Raw genomic sequence first — 15,861 nt, forward strand, 5'->3', positions numbered from 1 at the left:
ACGTTACTGCGTATGGCCAATGGATGGCCCGCTCACGACATCGACGCTCTGATGCCTTGGAACTTCAAGACAGGCGTGGTCGGCTGACCGCTTACCAAACATCGCAGAATTGGCACTGATTGCTCAGAAGGTCAGAAGCAGCAACAAACCGCCCGGGAGGTGAAGCTAGCTTTCCTATAAAAGAGCGTTTGACACACTCCTCCGGGGTTTCCTGGTTAGAATAAGTTGGCAGGCGTCGTAATTTCTACCATTATTCTTGAGTGCCCGGGATAGTCTCGCGCTCACTTGCGTCTTCAACGTCGCTCGCGACAGGCAGGGTATCCCGATGCTCTCGGACGAATTCCTTTCGTGCGGCGAGCTTGGATACTTCGTCGTTCCCAATCGCTACACCACCAGGCGCGAACTCACCGTCAATCTGCTTCTCCGCCCGTTCCCAATGTTCAAGGTGTTTGCCCTCGGGCTTTCCTTCATGCTCCCATATGGCATACGCCCGCTCTCGGATCTCGTTTTCGCAATCGCGGACGTTGGACGGCTGCGAAGTTTCAACATTCCCACTAGCTGTAGGGTCGATTGATGATTTGGTTATCCTGTCGCGTGCCATGATGATCTCCTCTTTGGGTTATCAACAAATGTGAGGAGCGAATGTTCCAAACATGGTTGCGCTATGCGCACGCCGGGCGCGACCGCTTCGAATACGGGATCGAGGACCGATCGCTGGGAGGAGGCGCCGTTAAGTGCCCTAGCTTCCGACGCGACGGGAACGCAGTTCCACCCGCGAACGTTGCGCTGCTCGCGTCCTGCCGGACCAGCCGCACCAAACCCACCACCAAAGAAGTTAGCTCGCTCGGAATAATGCGAGGAGCGGGATGTCTACCCTCATGAACACTTCGAGAAAGATCAGGATATGACAGTGACAGCCTTCTTTTGCGGTATGCGCATTCTGGTGGCGACATCGTTCCTCGCCATCGCGCCGTTCATGGGTCGATGAGACGTATGTGAAGGTCAAGAGCAAGCAGGGCGTCTTTACCGAACCGTCGGCAACACCGTGATTCGATCGATCCCTTTCTGTCCCCGAGCTACAATACCAAGGCCGCAAAGCGCTTCCTAAGCAAGGCACTTTCTAGCTTGATCCATCAATGAGAACGGCGCCTTTCTAGTTGCGCAGGCGGTGGAAGATGCCCAGCCAGAATTGATATTCTTCATCGTCACCCTCGCACCAAGCCTCAAATGCGCACCATGCCACGGTCGTTGGCGCGCTGTCTCCGCAAAGCGCGATCGTGTCATGGACTATTTGATGATTATTACGAGCAGTATCGGATTTGCCGTCAAAGCAGCCGCCAGAACGCGTCGTTGAATTTCGAGACAAGTCAATACCTCCTGCGTCCGGCGCAGGGAGTTGATTTTGGAGCCGGACGTTGGAAGCTCATTTAGGAGCTGCGAAGGTCGATCCAGCCGACCATCCTATCGTCCTAGGCATTTTGCTCGTGACAAACATGTCACGCCGAAAGGGCTTCGTGGAAGAAATCCGAATTCTTAATTCTGCGACTATGATCGTTTCCGTGAGCGGCGATCGGCTTCTTCCACCTCTATCCTCAATACTTCAAGATGATCCTGACAGACTGCTTCCACCTGATCGATCAAATCCGTCGTGCGGTTCAAGAGCCAGGCGAGCGCCTCACGGCTTATCTCATAGTGCTTTGAATAGCGCGCCTTGACATATGCTTCATTGAGAATGTTGAACCAGGCGACAAAGCGCTGCTGATCGCGGGGCCAAGCGTTCGCCAACTGCTGCGCCTGACTTTCAGCGAGGCCACGCAGGTGCTTGAGATTGTGGGAGGCTGGGCTGTAGTTGGTCAGCACGAGCAGCAATGTTGCGTAAGCCTGCTCGATCGATTGGTGCAGTAGGAATGCCGCTTCCTTAAGCTTGCCTTTCGCCGTAAAAAACACAACTCCCTCCGAGAAGCTCTTCGCGAGAGGCAGCCGATCTTCCAAATACTCTGCTGCAAATTTGTAGGCGTCCGCAGGGTGAAGAAGATTGGGATTGGCTAGCGGCGTGTCATCAAGCTCATATAGCACAATGCCATCTCGGCGGAGGTCGACGAACAAATACCGGCCTTGCTTGAGTAGGGTGTTTACCTCGCGAAGTGAATGCACGATGAAGTTCACCGGCGTCTTGATTTCCGGCAAATGCATGAACCGATCCGCCGCCTTCTGCCAATAGCCGGAGAAATCGGTAAGCTTGCGATTGCTGACGACAATCAGCAGATCGAAGTCCGAGCGGTATCCTTTTTTGGTATACGGCTCGTCGACCCAGCTACCCCGCGCATAGGATCCGAACAGGATGATTTTCAGGATGCGGCCACGCTTCTTGAAGTCCGCTGAGCCGCCCTTCAGCGCGTCTTCAAACTCCTCATGTAACACCTCGAGGACCCGAGCGGGCTCGCGCTGCTTGAGCGGCGGTAGATGGTCGATGCTGGACTTCATAAACAACGGCGGCTCTTTCACGGACATTAGATAGGCATAAAGGAGCTTGCGCTCCAAATCCACAGGGTGCGCTAAGGCTGCGAGAAAAGCAACAAAAATGTTGCATCAAAAATCGGAGAAACATACTAGACTTTTATGTAGGAAATGTGAATATTGAACGATATAGCGCAAAAATCGACAGAAATATGCAAAATGCGACGATTTTTCCGCTATTTTTGATGCAGCATAATTCCAAGTCATTGATCTGGTAGCTACAAGAGAAGGGCTGTCGTATGAACCCAGAGGTGCTTTTCTGGTCGCAAAATCCCGACTTTTATCTCGTGTTCAGCCACATTCTCGCAGTGGAGGGGTTGAGTTGCGTGCTCTTGGACGAGGAAGAGGTGGGAGAGCTTGCAGGACGCACATCTGTATTAGCGATTGTCCTCGACACCGAAAACAATGCTGAGCATGCGCTGCGCGTTTGCAGCCTGATCAAAGCCGATCGGACAACGGCGCATATTCCTTTGCTCGCGCTGATTCCCGGCGGCGATGAGCGGCACTATCTGGATCTCCTCAAGGCCGGTGTGACCGAAAGTTTTGTTCGCCCGATTTCGCCGGCAAGGATATTGGGCTATCTGCAATCTCTCCTGTCGGGATTGCCTCTGGGAATGGGAGGCATTCGGCGGGACGGCAGTACGTTCAACGTTTGGAAACTCAGTATCGAGGTAAGCAAGAGGCTGGTCAGGCACGGTTCGAAAGAAATTCAGCTAGGCCCAATCGAATTCAAGCTTCTATGCCGTTTGCTTCAAGCACCAGGCCGCGTCTTCAGCCGATCGGAACTCATCGAAGCAGCCTGGCCTCCAAATTACTATGTCCAGCCAAGAACGGTCGACGTTCATGTCGGCCGGTTGCGCCGCATGCTGGAGCAGATGATCGGTCGCAACATTATCCGCACGATCCGGTCCAGCGGTTACGCGGTTGAATTTGGCTAGTCCCTACACAAACAGCTTCACATACGATCGACTATGTCACATCAGGCATATTGTATATTGCAGAAGATTTCCGGCCTCGTTTATTGAAGTTGCTGGGGCGATGATTTCAACCTCCGGTCTGCACACTGACCGACCGGAGTTTGAAATATGGAAAAGAAGATTTCCGCACGTTCTAATCGAAACGGGAAAGCAACTCATCGTAATACGGGCAGCTTGATCGATACGGCTGGGCGCCATTTCGAAGCTGCCCATTACCAAGGTATCATGTCGATTTACGCCCATCCGTCGCAAGGCAGGGCCTTCAGGCCGAACTTCGAGGATCGCGTGGTTGTCGACTTTGTCCGATGCTCCTATTTGGGTCTGGACAATCATCCCGACATTGTCGAGGGTGCCGCTGAAGCCGTACGGAGTTCGGGCACACTGCATTGGTCGTGCGCCCGCACCCGGTTGAACTTTGCAAGTCTCGGTGAATTGGAAGAATCCCTCTCCGATCTCTTCGCCGCGCGGGTGATCACTTACACCACAGTGCTCGCAGCCAATATGAGCGCCCTGCCGTTGGTCGCATCTGGCCATCTTACTGGTGGTCTTAAGCCCGTCATGGTGTTCGATCGCCTAGCGCACGCAACCCTTGCCCACCACAAAGGAACCATTGCCCAGGAGACACGTGTCGAGACAATAGCCCACAACGACCTCGATGCTCTCGAGCGACTATGCCGCCAGAATAAAGCCGTCGCATACATCTGCGACGGCGTCTACTCCATGGGTGGCAGTGCTCCGATATCCGCGCTGCGCCGTCTCCAAGAACAATATGGCCTGTTTCTCTATATTGACGATGCGCACGGAATCTCGCTCTTCGGCAGGCGTGGTGAAGGCTTTGTGAAGTCCCTAATTGGTGAATTGGGCGACAGGACCATTATCGCAGCCTCTCTCGGCAAAGGCTTCGGTGCATCTGGCGGCATGCTCATGCTGGCTACGGCGCATCAGGAGGTCCTGTTCCGCAGATTTGCAGTGGCTCATGCGTTTTCGGCATCGCTCAACACGGCCGCTATTGGTGCCGGCCTGGCATCCGCACAATTGCATCGAACCGATGAATTACCCCATCTGCAGCGAACGCTACAGCAAAAAATAGCCTTGCTTGACGGTCTGCTGCCGACGGAACAGCATGGAGCCCGGCTTCCGATCCGCACTGTCCATTTTGGTGATGAATTACTCGCGATTGGCGCCGCGACAAGTCTCTTCAGGCAAGGCTTTTACACCTCGGCGATCTTCTTTCCCACCGTATCAAGGGGCAACGCCGGCCTGAGGATATGCGTCACTGCAGGCCACGCAGATGAGGAAATCCGGTCTCTCTGCGCAGCAGTAGTTGCGATCCAGGATGAAATCCAGGCAAATTCGGAATAATCGGCGAGCAGATCTCGGCGACGAGTTCAAACGGCACATCTGACCTCGCATCTTGCAAACGTCATTCTGTGATCGGCGACCATTTGGAGCGCCGGCCTAGCAGTAGCTGCAAGAAACGAAGAGCCGAGGCGTATAAGTGGATTTAGTCCAAATCGCTTGAAAACGCTCTATAGAAACGCAGGTTCTCGCGGGGTTTGGCGAGCCTTTTTGACGAGCGACGCGAGCCAATCGTTCGTCCGCAGTTAGAAAGCGCTTATTCGACATCTTTTCTGCGCAAAGCCGATATTGCAGATGCGAGCATCTGCAATCGGCCATCGAATTATAGTGCATTATAATATATAGTATAATCGCACCCTTTGCCCGTGCTAGTTACTCTGCCCAAAGGCTCGAAGCTTCTCAAAAATCTCAGGTGCGATCTCGAATTGACGTGCCTTGCCGCGTCCCATGGAATTCTTCACGAAGGTCTCCGTGAGCATGCCACGTTTGAGTAGCGGCTCTATGACTTCCGAAACGCCCATACGCGTCAGCTTCGTAATTTCAACGAGATTTGAGATCGTTAGGGCCTGATGTCCCTGATTCATGATGTAGAGAATGCTCATCATACCGACCTGCTTCAGTCTGGATTGCGGCGTCTCGTCTTCCTGCGGATGGTCCATGATTTCGCGCAGGATGAAGGCTGCGAACGAAAGACTGTGCAATTGTGTGTTGAAGGTGCTTGTCATCTTTTTAACTGCATTATATAAGTTAGTATGAGCGACGAAGGACTTCCCAAGGGAAGTCGCGACGATCGCTTGATGCTGTCACATCGAAGGGTCCTAGCCATGAAAAACCTTCTGGTTGGTATAGTCTCCGCCGTTGCCGGCTGTGTTCCCATATACCTTATTTTAGGGGGTGATGCGCGCGCCGATGACTGGGGATGCCGGGTTATCCTGTGTCTTTCCAATCCGGGTGGCCCAACGCAATTTGCCCAATGCCGCCCACCGATCAGCAAGCTCTGGCAGGCGCTCGCCAAGGGAGCTTCCTTTCCAACTTGCAGCGGCGTCGGCTTCCGGGCCTCCCAACCCGGCTATGAACCCTATTCATGCAATGACGGCTATAGCCTGACCGCACGCTATGGTGACCGCGGCCAGGAGGCCATCTGTATTTCCGCAACGCTTCAAAAGGTCGATGCCCGATATTGCCGCTCCGGCCGCGATAGCGCTGCCGAAAACACCGATTTGGTCGCCTTGGCTCGATGGCAGCGGAGGGAAAGGCACCTGCAATGCATGGGTTATCCGACTGAGCGACCGAGCAGGCGCTTGCAGCCGCATTACGTCGACGTGACCATCGACGGTGTCGGTAGCCAACGTGTGTGGTATTGATCGATGACCATCGCCTTCGCAGATCTTGCTGAAACCTGCGCGCCAGCGGTTGCGATGGAAACGCTGGCTGCCGTCGTCAGCCTGGAAAGCAATTTTCAGCCCTTCAATATCCGCATCAATAGCGGCCTTCCGCTTGAGCGGCAGCCAAAAAGCAAGGCGGAGGCGATCGAAACCGCAGCCACGCTGGTTGCTGAGCACCAGGACATCCAGCTCGGGCTTGGCGGTGTGGGGATCGAGGAACTGCGTAAGCTCAATCTAACAATCTCCGATGCTTTCGATCCCTGTCTCAATCTTAAGGCGACCGCGACCTTGCTCGACGGTTACTATCGTCTGGCGGTCCGCGCAGGTGCTGCTTCGGGACAGGCCGAGCGCGTGATGCTGCAATCCTATTATGGGCGCTCCGATCCTTCCGTCGGGAAAATGGTTCGATATGACGAGCAGATCCGGCATGAGGCAAAGCGGCTTTCGGCGAGATTGGCCTCGTTGGCGATCGGGCAGGGACCTCACAGGCCGGACGGTGTCGGCGCCAAGGCATTTGCGATACCTTCCGTCGCTAAGGCCGAGGCATCGCAACAGCCGGTAGCGAGAGCGCCATTCTGGGATGTGTTCAATGCGGCGCGACGCTCGTCCGCGCTCGTTTTCCAAAACGATCAACCGGAGCAGCCTGAATGATATCAAGGATTAACATCCGTGCACTTGCGGCCATTGTCTCTATGGCTGCTGTGTTTTCGGCAGTCACGATCGAACCCGCCTTCGCCCAGAGCACCGGCGGCATCGAGACGGTTCTGCAGAACATCGTTACATTGCTCACGGGCAATGTCGCCAAGTTGCTCGCGACGATCGCCGTCATCATCGTCGGAATTGCGTGGATGTTCGGTTATCTCGATCTGCGAAAGGCAGCCTATGTCGTGCTTGGCATCGGCATCATCTTCGGTGCCTCGCAGATTGTCAGTACGATCTCAGGGGGCTGAGAGAATGCCAGACCAAGTCAAACTTGAGGAAGACACGCTTTTTCTTGCTTGCACGCGGCCGGCGATGATTGCCGGTGTCACAATGGAAGCTATGGGCGCCAACGTCATGATGACGACAATCCTCTACATCATCGCAGGCTCGATCGCCTACGCGCTTGTCGGTGTAGTCTTCCATCTCATCTTTCGCGCGCTCGTCAAGCATGACCACAACATGTTCCGCATTCTGCTCGCCTGGATCGAGACGCGCGGCCGTTCGCGCAATGGCGCCTACTGGGGCGGTGCTTCGCTGACGCCATTGAGGCTCGTGCGGCGCTACGATGAGAGGGACTTGGGCCTTGCATAGCGCTTCTCTCCTCAAATCCCGCGAACTCGATCCAGAGACCTTCATCCCCTACATCCGTCATGTAGATGAGACGGTGATTGCGCTCGATTCAAGAGCTCTAATGGTGATGATCTCAATTGAGGGCGTATCGTTCGAGACAGCCGATAGTCTAGATCTGAATGGCCTTTATCGCGACCTCAATACGCTCTACCGCAATATCTCCGACGAGCGTTTGGCAATCTGGACCCATATCATCCGGCGCCGCGACGACACCTATCCCGATGGCGAATTCTCCAATCCTTTCTCGGCATCGCTCAACGGCAAATATCGCGAGCGAATGGTGCGGGAGGACTTGTTCCGCAACGACCTCTATCTCAGCTTGCTATGGTATCCGAACCGCGATCCCGCTGAGAGGTTTGCGAGCTTATTAGTGCGGCTGCGCAAAGCGCGCAACACAGCTTCCGAGCTCGACGCGGATGGGGTGAAGCATCTGCGTGACAAGCTCGCTGATCTAATGGCGGGGCTGCAGCGTTTCGCGCCCCGCGCGTTGTCGATTTGCGATGAGAAGGGCATTCTGTTTTCCGAGCCCAGCGAAGTGTTGCATCAGATCATCGGCGGTCGCCGTGAGCGTATTCCGCTGACACAGGGAAGGATTTCCGCCGCCATTTATTCTGATCGCGTGATCTTTGGACGAGAGACGATTGAGATCCGCCACGAGGGCGCCAGCCGCTTTGCCGGCATGTTCGGCTTCAAGGAATATCCGGCGAGGACCCGCAGCGGCATGCTCGACGGCATTCTATCGGTCCCTTTCGAGTTGATCCTGACGCAGTCCTTCGCTTTCACCTCAAAAACGGATGCGCGCTCCATCATGGGACGCAAGCAGAACCAGATGGTGAGTGCTGGCGACAAGGCGGCGTCACAGATCGAGGAACTCGATGCGGCGATGGACGAGCTCGAATCGAACCGTTTCGTGCTTGGCGAGCATCATCTGACGCTTGGGGTATTCGCCTCCACGGTCAAGGAACTAACCGACAATCTCGCCAAGGCTCGCTCCCATCTGACCAGTGGTGGCGCCGTCGTTGCACGTGAGGATCTCGGGCTTGAGGCGGCCTGGTGGGCACAATTGCCGGGTAATTTTCGTTATCGAGCACGCTCAGGCGCAATCACATCGCGGAATTTTGCAGCACTCTCGCCGTTTCATGCCTATCCGTCGGGCAAGAAGGACGGCAATGAATGGGGGCCGGCCGTCGCCATGCTCAAGACCGCGTCAGGTGCGCCGTTCTATTTCAATTTCCATTGCGGCGATCTCGGCAATACTTTCGTCTGTGGCCCGTCGGGCGCCGGTAAGACCGTGCTGGTCAATTTCATGCTCTCACAGCTCGAAAAGCACGATCCGCACATGGTCTTTTTCGATAAGGACCGTGGCTCCGATCTCTTCGTGCGCGCCGCCGGCGGCATTTATCTGCCGCTCAGGAACGGGGAGCCGACGCGATGTGCGCCGCTGAAGGCGCTGGAGTTGACGCCGGCAAACAAGGTGTTCCTAGCCCGCTTTATCGGCAAGCTAGTCAGCTCGACGGCACGCGATCTCTCCGCTCGCGAAGCCGACGAGATTGCTCTCGCGATCGAAGGCCTCGCCGATTTGCCAAGAGGACAGCGCACGATCGGGGCGCTGCGCGCGTTCCTCAATAATGCCGATCCGGAAGGGATTGCCGCCAGACTGCGCCGCTGGGAGAGCGGAGGGCCACTAGGCTGGGTCTTCGATAACGAGGCCGATGACATCGGCATCGGTTCCAAATTCCTCGGCTACGACATGACGGACTTTCTCGACAACGAGGAGATCCGCACGCCGCTCATGGCCTATCTCTTCTACCGCGTCGAACAATTGATCGATGGCCGGCGCATCATCATCGTCATCGACGAGTTCTGGAAGGCGCTACAGGACGAGAACTTTATGGATCTCGCCCAGAACAAGCTTAAGACCATCCGCAAGCAGAACGGCTTGATGCTTTTTGCCACGCAAAGCCCTCGCGATGCCATCAACTCAGGGATTGCGCATACCATCATCGAACAATGCCCGACGCAGGTCTTCCTGCCGAACTCGCGTGGCGATCGTGCCGACTATGTCGATGGCTTCAAGCTTACCGAACGGGAGTTCGAGTTGCTTTCGCGCGAGCTCTCCATCGAGAGCCGCCGTTTCATCGTCAAGCAGGGGCACAACAGTGTTGTCGCCGAGCTCGATCTGGGCGGCTTCGATGACGAACTCGCAATCCTCTCCGGGCGGACAGCAAATATTGAACTCGCCGATGCAATCCGCGCCGAACTTGGAAGTGGCGAGGATGACTGGTTGCAGCCTTTTCAGCAAAGAAGGAGTGCAGGCTGATGTTTCGACCCAAACTGGCTACCCTGACGATGGCGGTCGCCCTAATTCTTTCAACCAGTCCCGCGGACGCACAGGGCATACCTGTGATCGACCAGGCAGCGATTGCCAAACAGATCGAAAGTATCATTCAGCTCAAATCGCAGCTTGATGCGCTGAACCGGCAGATCCAACAGGCTCAGCAGCTTTATGGCTCTCTGAACAAGCTGACAAATATGGCCGATATTGCCGGCGTCTTAAACGATCCCTCGATCCGAAAGGCGTTGCCTGAGGATTTCTCCACTATTGAGCGCCTTCTTAAAGGTTCAGGTTCAGGTGCGCTCGGTGACGCCGCCTCAAAATTCTTAAGCAACAATTCGACCTATAAGACGAGCGCCAATGATTTTTACGCCCAGGAACTGTCGCGCGTTCAGAACAGGAATGCCGGACAGATGAGCCTCGGTCAGCAGATCTACGACGCCGCAACCAAGCGGATCGACGGCATCGACCAGCTGCGCCAACAAATCTCGTCAGCAAGCGACGCTAAAAACATTGCCGACCTACAGGCGAGGTTGCAGGCAGAGACGGCCTTTCTCCAGACCGATGTGCTGAGAATGCAAGGCCTGCAGATGGTGCAGCAGGCCGAGAGGCAGATCGATGAACAGCGCAAGGCCGAAGATTGGCGCAAGCGCATGGATGCCATGGGAGCGGCACTGCCATGAAGTTTCTTGTTCTCTTCACACTGGTCGTCTCATTGTTCGGCTGCTCAAAGGAATCCGAGCGTGTCCATTCCGTCGAGGAATTTCTTGCGGACGAGCAGCTGCTTGCCAACACGATTGCAAAGTGCCGCAACAATCCGGGTGAACTCCAAGGCACGCCAAACTGCATGAATGCCGCAGCAGCCGGTTGGAAAGCTCGCCTAGAGCGCATGGGTAAAGCGCTCGGGGGCTAAGCCATGTATCAGGTCTTTGCTTTTGTCGATGGGCAGTTCAAGGCGCCGCTGGAGAGCTTCATTTCCTCGGGCACATCAAATATTGCCAGCTGGGTCGCCGGCCCACTAACGGCGGCTTTGACACTTTATGTCATTCTCTATGGCTTTCTGATCCTGCGTGGGTCCGTGCACGAGCCGATTATGGATTTTGCCTTTCGGGCGATGAAGCTCGCCATCATCCTGATGCTGGTCAGAAACGCCAGCGAGTATCAAACCTATGTCAGCAAGATCTTCTTCGATAGCTTGCCAAAGGAGATCTCGCAGGCGCTGAACTCCGGAACCGTTCCAAGTGCCTCGACCTTCGATAGCCTTCTGGACAAGGGTCAGAAGTGCGCGAGGGAAATCTGGTCGCACGCCTCATGGGGCATCGACATCGTCACTGGTATCGGCGGTATGCTGGTAATTTTGGCAAGTTTCGTGGTCGCCGCGATCGGCTATATCGTCTCGCTCTATGCACGGCTCGCGCTGGCGATCGTGCTCGCCATCGGACCGATTTTTGTGGCGCTCGCTATGTTCCCCTCGACGCGGCGCTTTACCGAGGCATGGATCGGACAGCTGACCAATTTCGTGGTTCTGCAGGTACTGGTTGTTGCGGTCGGATCGTTGCTGATTACCTGTATCGATTCCACCTTCACAATGATCGAAGGTTACAGCGACGTACTCATGAGGCCCGTCGCGCTCGGCGCGATTTGCCTCGCTGCCGTCTACGTCTTTTATCAGTTGCCAGGAATAGCCTCGGCCCTTGCCGCAGGCGGCGCCTCGCTCACCTACGGCTATGGCGCGGCGCGCGATGCGCATGAAGGCACGCTTGCCCGGGGGGCGCGTGCCGTCGCCCGTGGCCTGCGATCAAAAGGGGCTGGCTGGTGGTGAATTTCAAGCAACGACAAAATGGCTTCTACAGGATGATGCGAATATTTGTGGTGTTATGCGTCGCGTCGGCACTTGGCAGTTGCGCGTCACTCTCCTATCCCCTGCCCAAATGCGATGGATACTCGCGTCGACCGCTCAATCGAGCCATGTGGCAGTGGGACGGTGATCGTCGACCTACATCGCAATCCCTGGACCGTCCGTCAACGCAATCCGCCGGCACGCCGCATGGATATATCGAGGAAAAACCGGACGGCATTCCAACCGCCTTTGCGCATTTCGATGTCGCGAACTCCTATCGACCGTGCGTGGAGTAATGGCGATGGTCACGACGGATAATCTCAAGAGCTATTTCGAAAAGGCGCGGCGTTTCGATCAGGATCGCATGATTCAGTTGGAACGCTCGGCCCGTATCGCCTGGTTCATAGCGATCGCGGCCGGCGCTCTTGCCGCAGTATCGATAGTTGCGCTTGCCGGCCTCACACCGCTGAAGACCGTCGAGCCTTTCGTGGTCAGGGTCGACAATTCGACCGGTATTGTGGATGTCGCTTCCGCGCTTACCTCAACCGCCGGCACTTACGATGAAGCGGTGACGAAATATTTCGCGGCGCGCTATGTGCGTGCTCGCGAAGGCTACGTCTGGAGCGAGGCGGAAGAGAATTTTCGCACGGTCTCACTACTGTCGACGGCATCGGAGCAGACCCGCTTCACTGCTCTGTATCGTGGCAGCAATCCGGATTCGCCCCAGAACATTTACAGCCGCAGTGCCTCGTCACGGGTCAATATCGCCTCGATCTCGCTGATCAGCGGCAACGTCGCGTCGGTTCGCTACATGCGTACGATCACTCGCGGTGATGAGGCGCATACGACCCATTGGGTGGCGACGCTCACCTTTTCCTATGTAAATGCGCCGATGTCCTCGACCGATCGGTTGGTGAACCCGCTCGGCTTTGTCGTCAGCGATTATCGGTCCGACCCGGAGGCCATCAATTGAAACGTCGCTATTTGATTGTTCTGCTCGCGGTAGCAGGTTGGTCTTCGCCCGTCCTTGCGCTGGAGACGCCGCGCGGCGCTCCGCAAGACGGTCGTATCCGCTTTGTTGACTATCAACCCTACAATATCACTAGGGTCGTAGGTTCGCTGCGTTCGTCGGTCCAGATCGAGTTTGCGGCCGATGAAGAGATCGCTCATGTGGCGCTTGGAAATACCGTTGCCTGGGAAGTGGCGCCGGCCGGCAATATTCTCTTCCTAAAGCCACGGGAAAACCAGCCGGTCACCAACATTTCGGTGATAACCACGCGCCGGGATGGCTCGACCCGCAGCTATCAGATGGAGCTGACGGTCCGAGATGGACCGGTTGCTGCCGGTCAGGATACTTACTTCTACGTCAAATATCGCTATCCGGCCGACGAGGCTGAGCGTCGGCGCCAAGACGCGGCCGCGCACGCGCAGGCGGCTCAAGCAGGGCAAGCAGACCAAGTATTGGCACTGCACGAGCAATATGGACCACGCAACTGGCGATATGCGGCGCAAGGATCGACAGCCCTCGAACCACAGGCGGTCTATGATAACGGCAAGATCACGACCTTTGCGTTCAGGGCCAATCAGGAAATGCCGGCAATCTATATGGAAAACTCAGACGGCACCGAAAGCCTGGTACCAAAGTCGGTCGATGGGGAGCTTGTGCTCGTTCACGCGATCAGCCGCAAGTTCATCCTCAGAAGGGGAGGCGATGTGCTTTGCGTTTTCAACGAAACCTACGATCCAGCAGGCATCAATCCCGATACCAATACCACGTCTCCTTCAGTGGAACGCGTTGTGAAATCGCAGGCACCAGCCGCGCAGCAATAGGGAGACGGGAATGTCTGATGAGATGGAGGAACCTATTCCCGGAGAACGTGCCGAGACCGCTGTCAGCGGGCGGGCCAATAGTAATCCGGTTCTGAAGCGCGGCGCCGTGGTCTTGGCGATGCTTGCTTTCATAGGATTTTCGCTCTGGTCGATGCGCGATCAGCAAAAGCCAGATGCCAGTCAACCCGAGCGTGTCGTCATCCGCCAGAATACGGACTTCGAGCCGGCCAAGGAGGAACCGAAGACTACAATCACTCTTCCGGAAGCGCAGTTGCCAACGCCTTTGGCGAGAGAGCAAGCCGTCGTGACAGAAGATCCGTTGTTGGAGTCTGCCCGTCGTGCGCCCGTGATGGCCTATAATGGGCAGCAGACTTCGCTGCCACAGCACGGCGATGGCGCCGTTTCCTCAGATACTAGCTCCAATTACCTTCCCCACCCGGGAATTTCCGCGGCGCTCAACGGACAGGGTGAAAACGTAGATCAGCGCTTCAATAGGATGTTAACACCGACACGCCTGGAAGGATCGCGCGCCGGCACGCTAGGCAACCGCAATTTCATCGTCGCCATGGGCACGTCTATACCTTGCGTGCTGGAGACGGCCCTTGCATCCGACCAGCCGGGGTTCGCCAGTTGCGTGATTAGTCGCGATGTGCTCTCCGACAACAGCCGGGTGGTGCTCATGGAAAAGGGAACACAGGTCGTTGGAGAATTTCGTGGTGGCTTGACCCGCGGCCAGAAGCGCTTGTTCGTGCTTTGGAACAGGGCAAAGACGCCGAAGGGCATCATCATCACGCTTGCGTCACCCGCAACCGATGCGCTCGGGCGAGCAGGTATGGACGGTTATGTCAACACGCATTGGTGGGAGCGGTTTGGAAGTGCCATACTGCTTTCGATCGTCGGCGATGCCACCACTTATGCTGGCACCCGGCTGCAGGACAGCGATGTCCAGGCGCAGAATACCACGTCAGCGGGCCAGCAGGCTGCGGCGATCGCCGTCGAACAATCGATCAATATCCCGCCGACGCTGACGAAGCATCAGGGCGAGCTTGTATCGATCTTTGTTGCCCGTGACCTTGATTTCTCCGGTGTCTATAGCCTGCACGTCATCGAGCCGCGCAACAAGGTTCTTGATCGGGCGGCATCGGAGGATTTCAGATCTCGATCGACGTTAGTGACGAAGTAGGACGAGGATGACCGAAGCTTCCGACGCAGGCGTCGTCCGTGAGCTGCTTTCGCCACTATCGCGCTTCCTAAAAGACGCATCACTTTATGAGATCGTCATCAACCGACCAGAAGAGGTGCTGACGGAGGGGCCAGAGGGATGGCAGTCTCACGAGCTCCCGGAGCTTGGCTTCGACAAGCTCATGCGTCTAGCGCGTGCCGTCGCGAGCTATTCGAACCAGGCGATCGACGAGTCCCGGCCGATCTTATCGGCTACCTTGCCGGATGAAGAGCGGATCCAGATCGTCGTACCACCGGCAACGACCAAAGGCACGGTCAGTATCACGATCAGAAAGCCGTCGGCGGTGACGCTGACATTGGACGATCTCGAAGGTGCTGGGTTGTTTTCTGAAGCCACCGCCGTGAGCACCGGCGTCGCATCGTGGGATAAGAAACTGATCGATCTTTATGAGGCGGCCAATTACGCGGCATTTCTGCACCAGGCTGTGCTCGCGCGCAAGAATATCATTATCTCGGGCGCGACCGGGTCGGGCAAGACCACCCTGTCAAAGGCATTGATCCGGCACATTCCGGAGCAAGAGCGGATTATCTCGATTGAAGATACGCCGGAACTGGTCATCTCGCAGCCCAATCACGTCCGGCTTTTCTATTCGAAAGGGGGGCAGGGGCTGGCGAAGATCGGCGTGAAGGATCTTCTCGAATCCTGCCTCAGGATGCGTCCTGATCGTATTCTTCTGCAGGAACTGCGCGACGGCGCGGCCTTCTACTATATACGCAACGTGAATTCGGGGCACCCTGGGTCGATCACAACTGTACACGCGGATTCCGCGCAGCTGGCGTTCGAACAATTGACGCTGCTGGTAAAGGAGTCCGAAGGTGGCCGTGATCTTACTCGCGATGATATTCGCGCGCTGCTAGGGGCCGCCATCGATGTCATCATACAGTGTAAGAGATCCGATGGCCGATTTCTCGTCACAGAGATATATTTTGAACCGTCTGTGAGATCGAAGTCAGCGAGATGACCGACGCGACAGGTCCTCGTTCTGGATCGCGACCCCACGTGCTGTCACGAGCATTGGCTTCCTCGCACCTGTTGGAAACCGT

18 protein-coding genes are annotated in these 15,861 nt (G+C 56.1%); 15 read left to right on the forward strand and 3 right to left on the reverse strand.

Features of this window, described 5'->3' with window-relative positions; genetic code table 11:
- Nucleotides 1-250: 250 nt before the first annotated feature.
- Together FHT29_RS32455 and FHT29_RS32460 are read right to left on the reverse strand one after the other, a co-directional pair.
- Nucleotides 251-601, reverse strand: coding sequence for a DUF2934 domain-containing protein (locus FHT29_RS32455; protein ID WP_168601038.1), 351 nt, complete (start codon nucleotides 599-601; stop codon nucleotides 251-253).
- Between the two features lie 944 nt (nucleotides 602-1,545).
- Nucleotides 1,546-2,484, reverse strand: a complete 939-nt coding sequence (locus FHT29_RS32460) for a nucleotidyltransferase and HEPN domain-containing protein (RefSeq protein WP_168601071.1) — start codon at nucleotides 2,482-2,484, stop codon at nucleotides 1,546-1,548.
- Nucleotides 2,485-2,756: 272 nt separating this feature from the next.
- Here FHT29_RS32460 and FHT29_RS32465 point away from each other — a divergent pair, with 272 nt between their 5' ends.
- Together FHT29_RS32465 and FHT29_RS32470 are read left to right on the forward strand one after the other, a co-directional pair.
- Entirely contained in the window at nucleotides 2,757-3,455 is a 699-nt protein-coding gene (locus tag FHT29_RS32465) for a response regulator transcription factor (protein ID WP_037190887.1), read from the forward strand.
- A 147-nt stretch (nucleotides 3,456-3,602) separates the two neighbouring features.
- Complete coding sequence (locus FHT29_RS32470; protein WP_168601039.1) at nucleotides 3,603-4,856, forward strand: aminotransferase class I/II-fold pyridoxal phosphate-dependent enzyme; 1,254 nt, start codon at nucleotides 3,603-3,605, stop codon at nucleotides 4,854-4,856.
- Between the two features lie 365 nt (nucleotides 4,857-5,221).
- On the opposite strand, the gene FHT29_RS32475 is transcribed toward FHT29_RS32470, so the two are convergent.
- Nucleotides 5,222-5,578: a transcriptional regulator gene (locus tag FHT29_RS32475; RefSeq protein WP_047639514.1), complete on the reverse strand. Its 357-nt coding sequence runs from the start codon at nucleotides 5,576-5,578 to the stop codon at nucleotides 5,222-5,224.
- Nucleotides 5,579-5,677: 99 nt separating this feature from the next.
- On the opposite strand from FHT29_RS32475, the gene FHT29_RS32480 reads away from it, so the two are divergent.
- From FHT29_RS32480 to virB11, 13 genes are read left to right on the forward strand one after another with little or no spacing between them, the layout of a single operon-like run.
- On the forward strand, nucleotides 5,678-6,217 hold the full coding sequence (locus FHT29_RS32480) for a hypothetical protein (RefSeq protein WP_168601040.1): 540 nt from the start codon (nucleotides 5,678-5,680) through the stop codon (nucleotides 6,215-6,217).
- A 3-nt stretch (nucleotides 6,218-6,220) separates the two neighbouring features.
- Nucleotides 6,221-6,889: a lytic transglycosylase domain-containing protein gene (locus FHT29_RS32485; RefSeq protein WP_168601041.1), complete on the forward strand. Its 669-nt coding sequence runs from the start codon at nucleotides 6,221-6,223 to the stop codon at nucleotides 6,887-6,889.
- On the forward strand, nucleotides 6,886-7,188 hold the full coding sequence (locus tag FHT29_RS32490; protein WP_037190870.1) for a TrbC/VirB2 family protein: 303 nt from the start codon (nucleotides 6,886-6,888) through the stop codon (nucleotides 7,186-7,188). The genes FHT29_RS32485 and FHT29_RS32490 overlap by 4 nt, the downstream gene beginning before the upstream one ends.
- Before the next feature lie 4 nt (nucleotides 7,189-7,192).
- Entirely contained in the window at nucleotides 7,193-7,531 is a 339-nt protein-coding gene (locus tag FHT29_RS32495; RefSeq protein WP_092576114.1) for a type IV secretion system protein VirB3, read from the forward strand.
- A complete protein-coding gene (locus FHT29_RS32500) occupies nucleotides 7,524-9,890 on the forward strand; it encodes a VirB4 family type IV secretion system protein (RefSeq protein ID WP_168601042.1) in 2,367 nt (788 codons plus the stop codon). The genes FHT29_RS32495 and FHT29_RS32500 overlap by 8 nt, the downstream gene beginning before the upstream one ends.
- Entirely contained in the window at nucleotides 9,890-10,588 is a 699-nt protein-coding gene (virB5, locus tag FHT29_RS32505; RefSeq protein ID WP_168601043.1) for a P-type DNA transfer protein VirB5, read from the forward strand. The genes FHT29_RS32500 and virB5 overlap by 1 nt, the downstream gene beginning before the upstream one ends.
- Nucleotides 10,585-10,818 (forward strand): EexN family lipoprotein, encoded by a 234-nt coding sequence (locus FHT29_RS32510; RefSeq protein ID WP_168601044.1) that lies wholly within the window; start codon nucleotides 10,585-10,587, stop codon nucleotides 10,816-10,818. The genes virB5 and FHT29_RS32510 overlap by 4 nt, the downstream gene beginning before the upstream one ends.
- A gap of 3 nt (nucleotides 10,819-10,821) precedes the next feature.
- The gene (locus tag FHT29_RS32515; RefSeq protein ID WP_047561218.1) at nucleotides 10,822-11,727 is read left to right on the forward strand and encodes a type IV secretion system protein; all 906 of its coding nucleotides are present in this window, start codon (nucleotides 10,822-10,824) and stop codon (nucleotides 11,725-11,727) included.
- 32 nt (nucleotides 11,728-11,759) lie between these two features.
- Nucleotides 11,760-12,041, forward strand: a complete 282-nt coding sequence (locus FHT29_RS34825) for a hypothetical protein (protein WP_246703204.1) — start codon at nucleotides 11,760-11,762, stop codon at nucleotides 12,039-12,041.
- Between the two features lie 5 nt (nucleotides 12,042-12,046).
- A complete protein-coding gene (locus FHT29_RS32520) occupies nucleotides 12,047-12,718 on the forward strand; it encodes a virB8 family protein (protein WP_037190856.1) in 672 nt (223 codons plus the stop codon).
- Complete coding sequence (virB9, locus tag FHT29_RS32525; protein WP_113119176.1) at nucleotides 12,715-13,575, forward strand: P-type conjugative transfer protein VirB9; 861 nt, start codon at nucleotides 12,715-12,717, stop codon at nucleotides 13,573-13,575. The genes FHT29_RS32520 and virB9 overlap by 4 nt, the downstream gene beginning before the upstream one ends.
- Nucleotides 13,576-13,585: 10 nt before the next feature.
- A complete protein-coding gene (gene virB10 / locus FHT29_RS32530) occupies nucleotides 13,586-14,758 on the forward strand; it encodes a type IV secretion system protein VirB10 (RefSeq protein ID WP_168601045.1) in 1,173 nt (390 codons plus the stop codon).
- Nucleotides 14,759-14,765: 7 nt separating this feature from the next.
- Nucleotides 14,766-15,779, forward strand: coding sequence for a P-type DNA transfer ATPase VirB11 (gene virB11, locus FHT29_RS32535; protein WP_113119178.1), 1,014 nt, complete (start codon nucleotides 14,766-14,768; stop codon nucleotides 15,777-15,779).
- The last annotated feature ends 82 nt before the right edge of the window (nucleotides 15,780-15,861 follow it).

The sequence above is a fragment of the Rhizobium sp. SG741 genome (assembly GCF_012275435.1).
GTDB classification, from domain to species: domain Bacteria; phylum Pseudomonadota; class Alphaproteobacteria; order Rhizobiales; family Rhizobiaceae; genus Rhizobium; species Rhizobium lusitanum.

What these genes read in the sequence shown, in the direction of transcription:
- FHT29_RS32510 (WP_168601044.1), top strand. Translation starts at nt 10,585, where the DNA reads ATGAAGTTTCTTGTTCTCTTCACACTGGTCGTCTCATTGTTCGGCTGC.
- FHT29_RS32460 (WP_168601071.1), bottom strand. Translation starts at nt 2,484, where the DNA reads ATGAAGTCCAGCATCGACCATCTACCGCCGCTCAAGCAGCGCGAGCCC.
- FHT29_RS32455 (WP_168601038.1), bottom strand. Translation starts at nt 601, where the DNA reads ATGGCACGCGACAGGATAACCAAATCATCAATCGACCCTACAGCTAGT.
- virB10 (WP_168601045.1), top strand. Translation starts at nt 13,586, where the DNA reads ATGTCTGATGAGATGGAGGAACCTATTCCCGGAGAACGTGCCGAGACC.
- FHT29_RS32495 (WP_092576114.1), top strand. Translation starts at nt 7,193, where the DNA reads ATGCCAGACCAAGTCAAACTTGAGGAAGACACGCTTTTTCTTGCTTGC.
- FHT29_RS32480 (WP_168601040.1), top strand. Translation starts at nt 5,678, where the DNA reads ATGAAAAACCTTCTGGTTGGTATAGTCTCCGCCGTTGCCGGCTGTGTT.
- FHT29_RS32470 (WP_168601039.1), top strand. Translation starts at nt 3,603, where the DNA reads ATGGAAAAGAAGATTTCCGCACGTTCTAATCGAAACGGGAAAGCAACT.
- FHT29_RS34825 (WP_246703204.1), top strand. Translation starts at nt 11,760, where the DNA reads ATGATGCGAATATTTGTGGTGTTATGCGTCGCGTCGGCACTTGGCAGT.
- FHT29_RS32515 (WP_047561218.1), top strand. Translation starts at nt 10,822, where the DNA reads ATGTATCAGGTCTTTGCTTTTGTCGATGGGCAGTTCAAGGCGCCGCTG.
- virB11 (WP_113119178.1), top strand. Translation starts at nt 14,766, where the DNA reads ATGACCGAAGCTTCCGACGCAGGCGTCGTCCGTGAGCTGCTTTCGCCA.
- FHT29_RS32520 (WP_037190856.1), top strand. Translation starts at nt 12,047, where the DNA reads ATGGTCACGACGGATAATCTCAAGAGCTATTTCGAAAAGGCGCGGCGT.
- FHT29_RS32465 (WP_037190887.1), top strand. Translation starts at nt 2,757, where the DNA reads ATGAACCCAGAGGTGCTTTTCTGGTCGCAAAATCCCGACTTTTATCTC.
- FHT29_RS32475 (WP_047639514.1), bottom strand. Translation starts at nt 5,578, where the DNA reads ATGACAAGCACCTTCAACACACAATTGCACAGTCTTTCGTTCGCAGCC.
- FHT29_RS32485 (WP_168601041.1), top strand. Translation starts at nt 6,221, where the DNA reads ATGACCATCGCCTTCGCAGATCTTGCTGAAACCTGCGCGCCAGCGGTT.
- virB5 (WP_168601043.1), top strand. Translation starts at nt 9,890, where the DNA reads ATGTTTCGACCCAAACTGGCTACCCTGACGATGGCGGTCGCCCTAATT.
- FHT29_RS32490 (WP_037190870.1), top strand. Translation starts at nt 6,886, where the DNA reads ATGATATCAAGGATTAACATCCGTGCACTTGCGGCCATTGTCTCTATG.